We start from the raw sequence: 7,935 nt of genomic DNA on the forward strand, positions 1-7,935 counted from the left end.
GGGGACGGGGTGTACCGGCTGGAGGTCGCCGACGACGGGGCGGCGGGTGTGCGCCCGCACGTCAAGGCGGAGGTGGGCGCGGAGTCCGGGCGGGGGATGCGGATCGTGGCGGCGCTGGCGTCCCGCTGGGGGTTCCGGGCGGACGGCCACCGGACGGTGGTGTGGGCGGAGTTCCCGGCCCCGGCCGCCCGCGGCCGGGACCGGGCGCCGTTCAGCGACCGCGGTTGAGCTGCCGGGTGGGCAGCTGCCGGGCGTTCCGGCGGTTGTTGTCCGCGAATTTCACCGATCTGAAGTCGGCGTTCTTCCGCTTGCCCTTATTCTTCGTCCTGGCGAAGGGCGCGGGTACGGGGTTGTTGTGAATGGCACGCATGAAGAGAATACCTCCGGGCACGTTTAAATTCGGCCGCGAAAGGGCCGACGAAAAAGGCTTTACGGCAGGACGGCGCAGGCCACGGCCGGTGTGAAACGGATGTGGCGAGGACGCCGGACGACGGCGGTCATACCGCCTGGTGAGATGGGAGCGGGCCCGTGTCCAGTGTCGGCGGGCGGCTCAACCGGAGAAGTATCAAAGCTTCATGGGTAAGAGTTAGCCATAGGTGGCCGACAGGTGTCAACCCATTAATCGCCGCGATCGGAATTCGCCTCCCCGGTGCCTGCGTCGCCGCTGGGGAAGCGGCGCGAGCGAACTCCGCCCCTTCGGTCACACACGGTCAGGCTGTCGGCACACATGGTGCGGTCCGGTCGTCGGATCTTGCCGGTGACCGGAGTGAGCACACCGAACATTCCGCCAAAGCGGTGATGATCTTCGCTTATCGGCATAATCACGCGAATGGCGATATCGCTCCCGGTGCGGTTCCGCAGCGACGGGGTGCGGGTGGCGGTGGAGACCGATCCGCTGCACGCCCCGCTGCGCGACTTCCTCCTCAACGACCTGGGCGAGGACATCTCCGCGATCGTCCGCGCCCAGGGGCGGCTGAGCGGTGACCGGTTCGAGCCCTGGCAGGAGCTCTACCGCTACCACCGCCTCGATTTCGACGGAACGATCGTCCACGTGCGCGACGTCGCCGGATGGGCGTCGTGCGACCTCGACCCGGCGGTGCTGCGGCGGTGCCTGGACGAGTACCTTCAGCAGGTGGGCGCGCTGCATAGCCGCCGCAGCCTTGAGCGCACGCTGAGCGAGGCGTCCTCCGGCGAGCCTGTGGCCACGTCCCTCGCGCTGGGGTCCGTCTCTCACCGGACGCAGGGCTGGGGTCTCATCCGAACACCGCGTGCCGTTCTGGAGGACATGGCGGGGCTCACCCCTCACCCGGACGCATGCCTTCCGCACGGCGTCCTGAGCACCGGTTCGGGGGCGTGCTGGGCGGACCTGGCCGTCCTGGACGGGACGCAGACGCGGCTGCGCAGCGGCACCAAGACGTTCATGCCGCGTGGCATCGACCCAGAGCGGCTCATGACCGAGCTGGGCAGCGCCCTGATGCAGGCTCGTTTCCTGAGGTCGGTCCCAGGGGCGTGGTACGGCTTCGTCGCAGGTGTCCCGGCGCACGGCTACGTCGACCCGGACATGGTGCTGCGTCTCCCCTGCGAGCCGATCGCGGTCGGGGGCGTCATGCAGCGTGTGAGGGTGTTCTTCCCAGAGCTGGCCGATTCCGGTGTCGACCTGGAGGCGGCGGCGTCCACCGCGAGTGGGTGCACCTCATCGGTGTACGGGCCGAGGCACGTCCTGACCGCGTTCCTGCTTCACGACGTGCAGAGTCACCGCCACCATCTTGAGGTCGTCCGTGCCGCCCGCCCGGGATGGGAGCACACGGGGAACGCCTGCCACCTCCGGCTGGACGTGCAGACCGCCCGCCTGGAGCACCTGTGGTTGCCAGGGCATGCCTGCGAGATACCGACCGGCGAGTTCGCCCGCGTCCTCGACGAGTACGAACGGCTCCTATCGCCCTAGTCGGTCCGCTTCAGTCGGTACGCTTCAGTCCGGCTCGGTCCAGTGCGGTGACCACCGTGTCCGTCAGCGCTGCGCCCGCCATGCCGTCCGTGTCCAGTTCCGGGTCGTAGATGGTTACGTGGAGGCCGAGCGCGCGCGGGCTCGCCGCCAGTGTCGTCAGCACGGACGTGAGTTCCTCGAACGACAGGCCGTTCGGGTTGGGGGAGTCGACCGCCGGCATGACGCTCCGGTCGAGGACGTCGGCGTCCAGGTGGATCCAGAAGCCGTCGATCGGTGCCGCCTCCAGATGGTCGCGTGCCCCTCGCGCCGCCGCGTCCGCGCCGTGCTGGCGGACGTACTCGATCGGGAAGCGGCGGACGCGCGAGGCGTCGAACGCGGCCAGGTCGAACAGCTCGACGTCCTCGGGCTCCACCTGGACGCCGAGGTGCGCGACGTGCTCCTCCGCGACATAGGGGCGCAGCCCGCGGATGTCGGCCAGCGCGCCGGGACCGTGCCCGGTGACCAGCGCCAGCGCCGTCCCCCCGGCGGCGAGGCGCCCCGCGACGGCCGCCGGGTCGCGCCGGGGCGAGTAGTCGTCGTGCCCGTCCAGGTACGCCAGCCCGAACGCGCCGCGGCGGCGCAGCGCGAGCATCGGCCCGAGCAGGATGCCGCAGTCCCCGCCGAGCACGACGGGGAACCGGCCGGTGTCCAGCAGCTCCCCGACGCGCGACGCCAGCCGCTCCGCGTAGTCGGCGATGCCCGGCCCGTTGAGGTAGCCGGTCTCCTCGTCCGGGCCGAACAGGTAGGGCGGCGGGTCGACCCGCCCGGCGTCCTCGGCGGCCAGGCGGCCGAGGATGCCGTGCCCGCGCAGCGCCCGGGCCAGCCGGCGCACGCCCGGCTCGTGTCCCTCGCGCGGCGGGCGCAGCCCGAGGTTGGACGGGGCGTCGAGGACTGCGATCATTCTCGCAATTTAGACCAGTTGGGGAGGGGGCGCGCGATGGCCGGCCGGCGACCGCTCGCGGACCGTCTCCTCGGCCTTCCCCCGGCGCCGGCGCGGCGCGTCTCGATCGAGCGCGACCTGCGGATACCCATGCCGGACGGGGTCGTGCTGGTCGCCGACCTCCGCCGCCCGCGCGGCGCCGGGCCGCTGCCCGCGGTGCTGATCCGGACCCCGTACGGCAAAGGGCGGCCCGCCCTGCGGCTGTACGCGGGAGTTCTCGCCCGCCGCGGCCTCCAGGTCGTCGTCCAGAACGTGCGCGGCGTCCCCGGCTCGGGCGGTGCGTTCCGCGCCTTCCACCACGAGAAGGACGACGGCCTCGCGACGCTCGCTTGGCTCCGGGCGCAGCCGTGGTGCGACGGCCGGGTGGCGATGGCCGGTGCGAGCTATCTCGGCTTCACCGCCTGGGCCGTCGCCCCCTACGCGGACCCGCCCCTGGAGGCGCTGGGGCTCGGCGTCACCGCGTCCGAGTTCGCGAGTTCCTTCTACCCGGGCGGTGCGCTGGCCCTTCACAACACGCTGGTCTGGTCGTCGCTGATGGGCACCCAGGGCGACGGCAGGCGTCCCCTGCACAACCGGCGCGTACGCCGGGCGATGCGGCACCTGCCCGTGGGTGAGGCCGACACCGCCGCGATCGGACGTCCCGAACCGTTCTTCCAGGAGGTCACCGCCCATGCCGGGTCCGGCGACGACTTCTGGAAGGCCACCGACCACAGCGACGCCGTCCCCGGCACCGTCGCACCCGCCACGATGGTGACGGGCTGGTGGGATCTCTTCCTCCGCCGGCAGCTCCGCGACTTCGCCGCCCTCCAGACCGCTGGACGCGACGTCCGCATCACGATCGGCCCATGGGGGCACGACACAAAAGCCCTGCGCGCCATGCTCATCGACCAGGTCTCCTGGCTCGATGCCCACCTGAACGACAGAAAAGCCCGGTTGCGCCAGGCTCCAGTAAGGCTGCACCTGCAACAGGCCGATCGCTGGCTCGACTTCGACCGGTGGCCGCCGCCCGGAACCAAGCCCACGCCGCTCTACCTGTCCCGAAGACTCTCCTGGGACGTGCCGGCCGATGCAGAGCGCGCCACGTTCACCTACGACCCGCTCGACCCCACACCGGCCGTTGGCGGCCCCCTGCTGTCCCCTGGCAAGGGCGGGCAGCGTGACAACACGCGGATCGAACGCCGTCACGACGTGGTCGTCCTCACCGGCGCACCCCTGGAAAGCGACCTCGACATCATCGGACCGGTCTCGGCAACGGTGCACGTTCGCACGAGCACCGGGCACGGCGACCTGTTCCTCCGCCTCTGCGACGTCGACCGCGACGGCGTCTCCAGAAACGTCACGGACGGGATACTCCGCCTGACCCCGGACCGCGCCCCGGCCGACGGCATCGTCCGCGCGGAGATCGAGATGCATCCGACCGCCTACCGGTTCGCGCGCGGGCACCGGCTCCGCGTCATGCTGGCCGGGGGCGCGTTCCCCCGGTTCGCCCGCAATCCCGGCACCGGCGCACCCCCGGGGGAGGCCGTCGCGACCCGCCGCACCCGCTTCGAGATCTTCCGCGGCGCGACGTACCCGTCGGCCGTCCACCTGCCCATCTGGGACGGCCCGGCGGAGACGTCAGCCGGGAAGCGCCCCTGATTCCGCGCGGAGCGCCTCGTACTCCTTCAGCACCTTCTTGCGCGCGCGTGCCGACAGGCGGTCGATGTAGAGCTTGCCCTCCAGGTGGTCGGTCTCGTGCTGGAGGCAGCGGGCGAGCAGGCCCGTCCCCTCGACCGTGATCGGTGTTCCGGTGACGTCGAAGCCGTGGACGGCCGCCTGGTCGGGACGCGCCAGGCGCGCGTGCGGGCCCGGCACGGAAAGGCAGCCCTCCTCGCCGTCGTCCAACCGCCGGTTCTCCAAAGTCGGCAGCTCCAGCACGGGATTGACGACGGCTCCCTTGCGCCGCTCACCGTCCTCGTCCGGGCAGTCGTACACGAAGACGCGCAGGTCCACGCCGATCTGGTTCGCGGCCAGGCCGACACCGTCCGCCTCGTACATGCTGGCGAACATGTCGTCGGCCAGCTCCCGCAGCGCCGCGTCGAAATCCTCGACGGGACGGCATGGTCGATGAAGGACAGGCGTCCCCACCATCGTGATCGGTCGCACCCGTCCCGTCATCGCCCGTGCCCTCCCGGCCCACCAGGGTCAATTCCTTATACGTCGGTGCAAAAATACATCCAGCGCCTGGCAGCAGAGCGTGTTCCGTTCGTCGCACACCGTCGCCCGCTCATCGACGGGGACGGCCGAATCCTCGAACCCGCGGCCCCGGCCTCGCTACCTTCGACACATCCGCCGGACGGCCGATGCGACTGCCGCTTCGGGGGGAGCGGCCGGTCCTGTGTACGCATCCGGGGCCGCCCGGCGGAACGGGGGGAAGAGGGGTCACTTCGGGGGAAGTGACCCCTCCGTCCGTTTTCAGGGAGTTTATTAGTTCACTACAAGGCTTCCCGTCGAAAGGTATCGGTGGGCGCGAAGTAACGGCCGACCGGGCGCCGCACAATCCGGATACCGCGAATGCCCCACACGTCGCGGTTCGGCTAGTGAAGGGTCAAGCCCACCGATGAACAAGCATGTGGCGCATGCGTTCAGAATGCTCCCCGCCGCCGCCGTGCTGGCCGCCGGAGCAGCCCTTACCCCCACTCCCGCCGCCAACGCCGCCGCTCCCGCCCCTCCGGCCGCGATCCGGCTCGCCGCCAATCCCCACGAGCGCGGGCCCGCGCCGACCGAGCAGAGCATCACCGCGGAAAGGGGCCCGTTCGACATCGAGGAGATCGACGTCCCCGCGAACAGCGGAGCGGGATTCAACCGGGGCACCATCTACGCGCCGACCGACCTGAGCCAGGGCACCTTCGGCGCCATCGCCGTCTCGCCCGGCTTCGTCTCCCCGGAGGCGCTCGTCGGCTGGTACGGCCCGCGCCTGGCGTCCCAGGGGTTCGTGGTCATGATCCTGGAGACCAACGGCCTGCTGGACACGCCCGCCGCCCGCGGTGCGCAGCTCCTCGCCGCCCTCGACTACGTGGCCGGCGCGAGCAAGGTCCGGGACCGCGTCGACGGATCGCGCCTCGCCGCCATGGGCCACTCCATGGGCGGCGGCGGGACGCTGGAGGCCGCCGACGACCGCCCGTCCCTGCGGGCCGCGATACCGCTCGCCCCGTGGAACCTCGACTACGACTGGGCGGACGTCCGGGTGCCCACGATGATCATGGCGGCGGACAACGACTTCATCGCCCCGGCGGGCTCGATGGCCGAGTCGTACTTCACCGGCCTCACCGCCGCACCCGAGAAGGCGTATCTGGAACTGCGGAACGCCGGCCACCTGACGTTCAACTCGCCGAACACCACGATCGCGAAATACGCCATCGCGTGGATGAAGCGGTTCGTCGACGACGACGCCCGCTACGAGCGGTTCCTGTGCCCGGCCCCGCGGCCGGACGCGGGCATCGCGAAATACACGGGCACCTGCCCGACCGGCTGACCCCACCGGTCAGCGAAACGGCGGGGCCGGCCCGGCGCGAGACCGGCCCCGCCGTTTCCCGCGCGGGCCGTCACCCCTCCTCGGGAGACGGCCGCCGGCCGCCCGGGTCCAGGCGGACCAGGTAGTGCAGGAGGAGCAGCAGCTCGATACGGCGGCCCGGGTCGAGCAGGACACCGCCCAGCGTCTCCTCCAGGCGGCGGATCCGGTACCGGACGGTCTGCTCGTGCACCATGAGCCGCTCGGACGTCGCCACCGCGTTGTCGCGGTTCTCCATGTAGGTCAGCAGCGTCCGGGCCAGCGCGTCCCGCCGGTGCGGCGGCAGCCGCATCAGCGGTGCCAGCCGCGAACCCAGCGCCACGTCGATCAGCTCCTCGCTCTGCGCCGCCACCAGGCTCGGCAGATGGTCGATGCAGCGCAGCGGCTTCTTCCCGGGCAGCACCCCGCGCTCCACCAGCGCCAGCCCCTGCCGCGCCCACCGCAGCGACAGCGCCGCCCGCGAAAGCGGGACGGTCGGCCCGATCGCCGCCGCCCGCGCCCCGGTGATCGCGGCGAGCAGCCGGTCCTGCCCGGGGCCGTCCGGATCCGGGCATATCAGGTACGGCCCCGGGCCGTGCCAGTCGACGAGGAACGCGGGCGGCAGCACCGGGACCGCCTGCGCCGGATCGGGCCGGACGGCGACGGCCGCCAGGGTCTTCGGAACCGGCCACCCGGCGGACCGCGCCAGCTCCCCGACCGCCTCCGCGCTGGCCGGCGGATCCATCACCAGCAGGTCGCGCAGCCGGCACCGGAACCGCTCCCGCTCGCCCGCCAGCTCGCCCTGCGCCCGCGCGTACCCCTGGCCGGCCGCGCTCGCGATCCGCTCCAGATACACGAACAGCGACTCGGTGATCTTGCCGAGGGTGTCCAGCGACCAGCCGAGCCGCCGCGCGTCCTTGATGAACCGCCGGCACGCCACCTGCCCGCTGACACGGATCGCCGACTGCAGGCCGTCCAGGCTGCGTCCCTGGCGGGCCTCGTGCGCCCCGATACGGCGGTAGATGGCCGTGACGGTCTCCCAGTCCACGTCCGGGCGGCCGATGGCGTCCACGAACTGCCGCACGCTCTGCTCCACGGCCCAGTGCATCCGCCGCCCGTAACGGCTCTCCGGCGGCCGCGCGTACTCGGGCACGAGCGACTGGATCTCCCGCACCATCTCCACCGCCGCCGCGTCCAGATACGGAAGCATCGGCCCGGCGAGATCCACCGGCACCCCCGAAAGCGGGAAGTCCGCCGAGAGAGACGACCCCCTCCGACTCATAGGCGCTCCTTTGGGAATCTCGCGTCCTTACAGGGTCTGCGGGGTGGCTCGGGTGGGCTAGGTGCGCTCCGTAGGTTTTGGCGGGGCGAGATTGTCAAGCGGCTTACAGACCGCGTATGGCCTCTTGTACGTACGGGGCCGGTTGTGGGTTGAGCTTGGAGGGTTGCTCGGCGTGTCGTGTCGGTGGGGTGGGACGGGAG

Annotated in this window: 7 protein-coding genes; 4 read left to right on the forward strand and 3 right to left on the reverse strand. The window is 71.6% G+C overall.

The genetic code is table 11. From position 1 onward, the window contains the following. Both E1289_RS38645 and E1289_RS34875 read left to right on the forward strand, forming a co-directional pair. A partial coding sequence (locus E1289_RS38645) for an ATP-binding protein (protein ID WP_165970742.1) occupies positions 1-228 on the forward strand: 228 nt, incomplete at its 5' end. A gap of 601 nt (positions 229-829) precedes the next feature. Next, positions 830-1,945, forward strand: a complete 1,116-nt coding sequence (locus E1289_RS34875) for a hypothetical protein (RefSeq protein ID WP_131987994.1) — start codon at positions 830-832, stop codon at positions 1,943-1,945. 10 nt (positions 1,946-1,955) lie between these two features. Here E1289_RS34875 and E1289_RS34880 read toward each other — a convergent pair whose 3' ends face one another. After that, positions 1,956-2,885, reverse strand: coding sequence for an arginase family protein (locus E1289_RS34880; RefSeq protein ID WP_131987996.1), 930 nt, complete (start codon positions 2,883-2,885; stop codon positions 1,956-1,958). 36 nt (positions 2,886-2,921) lie between these two features. Between E1289_RS34880 and E1289_RS34885 the strand changes: the two genes are divergently transcribed. Further along, positions 2,922-4,562: a CocE/NonD family hydrolase gene (locus E1289_RS34885; RefSeq protein ID WP_131987998.1), complete on the forward strand. Its 1,641-nt coding sequence runs from the start codon at positions 2,922-2,924 to the stop codon at positions 4,560-4,562. Here E1289_RS34885 and def read toward each other — a convergent pair. Continuing rightward, on the reverse strand, positions 4,542-5,081 hold the full coding sequence (gene def / locus E1289_RS34890; RefSeq protein ID WP_131988000.1) for a peptide deformylase: 540 nt from the start codon (positions 5,079-5,081) through the stop codon (positions 4,542-4,544). The two genes, E1289_RS34885 and def, sit on opposite strands and share 21 nt — an antisense overlap. 442 nt (positions 5,082-5,523) lie before the next feature. On the opposite strand from def, the gene E1289_RS38650 reads away from it, so the two are divergent. Next, on the forward strand, positions 5,524-6,438 hold the full coding sequence (locus E1289_RS38650) for an alpha/beta hydrolase (RefSeq protein WP_165970743.1): 915 nt from the start codon (positions 5,524-5,526) through the stop codon (positions 6,436-6,438). A gap of 70 nt (positions 6,439-6,508) precedes the next feature. On the opposite strand, the gene E1289_RS34905 is transcribed toward E1289_RS38650, so the two are convergent. Then, entirely contained in the window at positions 6,509-7,735 is a 1,227-nt protein-coding gene (locus tag E1289_RS34905) for a helix-turn-helix domain-containing protein (protein WP_131988004.1), read from the reverse strand. Between the last annotated feature and the right edge of the window lie 200 nt (positions 7,736-7,935).

The sequence above is a fragment of the Actinomadura sp. 6K520 genome (assembly GCF_004349245.1).
Lineage (GTDB): Bacteria > Actinomycetota > Actinomycetes > Streptosporangiales > Streptosporangiaceae > Spirillospora.